Below are 442 nucleotides of genomic sequence, written 5' to 3' on the forward strand. Positions count from 1 at the left end.
TTCAAGGCGCAACCCTCACAGAACCGTGCTTGCACTATTAATGCACACGGCTCCTCCTAGTTATCATTTACAGAATGTAGCTAATCTCTTTTTTTAAATCATATATATTCACTTTTATCCTTGGTGATGGGAGTGGATACTTCTTAAGAAATAGACTGAATTTATCCCATGTAAAGGATTTCCTTTGGCTTCTTCTATTGAGCCATTTAAATAATAACTCTTCGATTTTGTCTTTAAAGTTGTAAACATTTTGGGTATTATCAGTGATGCAATAATAGTTGTAATAACCTATTAGTGAGCGTTTAAATCTATCCATAATCATATGAATATCTTTACTTCTATTGCTCTTCAGCCATTCTTTCGTTTCTTTTAGTTTACCTTGGACTTTCTTCCTGCTTGTTTTCCGTTTTACTCGAAATTTTCCTTGTTTACTTTTACCGCA

Annotated in this window: 1 protein-coding gene; it reads right to left on the reverse strand. The window is 33.5% G+C overall.

The window, feature by feature from the left end; all coding sequences use genetic code 11:
• Positions 1-67: 67 nt before the first annotated feature.
• Positions 68-442, reverse strand: a 375-nt coding sequence (locus COE25_RS30065) for a group II intron maturase-specific domain-containing protein (RefSeq protein ID WP_306573117.1), incomplete at its 5' end; no start/stop codon positions are given.

The organism is Bacillus sp. AFS031507, from assembly GCF_002584635.1.
Taxonomy (GTDB): Bacteria; Bacillota; Bacilli; order Bacillales; family Cytobacillaceae; genus Neobacillus.